The sequence below is a fragment of the Neisseria sp. P0021.S007 genome (assembly GCF_051956855.1).
In genome coordinates this window covers 1-516 of the sequence record NZ_JBQCXA010001207.1, presented here as the reverse complement: position 1 = coordinate 516, position 516 = coordinate 1, and the positions used below count along the sequence as shown (strand labels likewise).

The 516-nt window shown below is 56.4% G+C and carries 1 protein-coding gene; it reads right to left on the bottom strand.

Annotated elements, in window-relative coordinates; all coding sequences use genetic code 11:
* The coding region (locus tag ACTHUR_RS18320) for an ATP-binding cassette domain-containing protein (protein WP_440400190.1) at positions 1–516 on the bottom strand (516 nt) is incomplete at both ends.

The following is a 516-nucleotide window of genomic DNA, read 5'->3' as shown; positions in this document are numbered from 1 at the left end:
TTCCGCAGCGGAAATCATTTCGGCTTCTGTCGCATCGGGACGGCCGTAGATAATGTTGTCGCGGACGGAGCGGTGCAGCAGGGAGGTATCTTGCGTCACCAAACCGATTTGGGCGCGCAGACTTTCTTGGGTCACGCTGTCCACGTTTTGCCCGTCAATCGAAATCGTGCCGCTTTGCGGTTCGTAAAAGCGCAGGAGTAGGTTGACGATGGTGGATTTGCCCGCGCCGCTGCGGCCGATCAAGCCGACTTTTTCGCCGGGTTTGATGTTCAGGTTAAAGCCGTTGAGGAGCGGTTTGCCGGCTTCGTAGGAGAAATCGACGTGATCAAACTTGATTTCGCCTCGGGTGACTTTCAGCGGCAGGGCTTGCGGCTTGTCGAGGATGGTGTGTGGTTTGGACAGGGTGGCCATGCCGTCGTTGACGGTACCGATGTTTTCAAACAATCGGGCAGACTCCCACATGATGTATTGCGACAAACCGTTCACACGCAATGCCATGGCCGTGGCCGTAGCTAC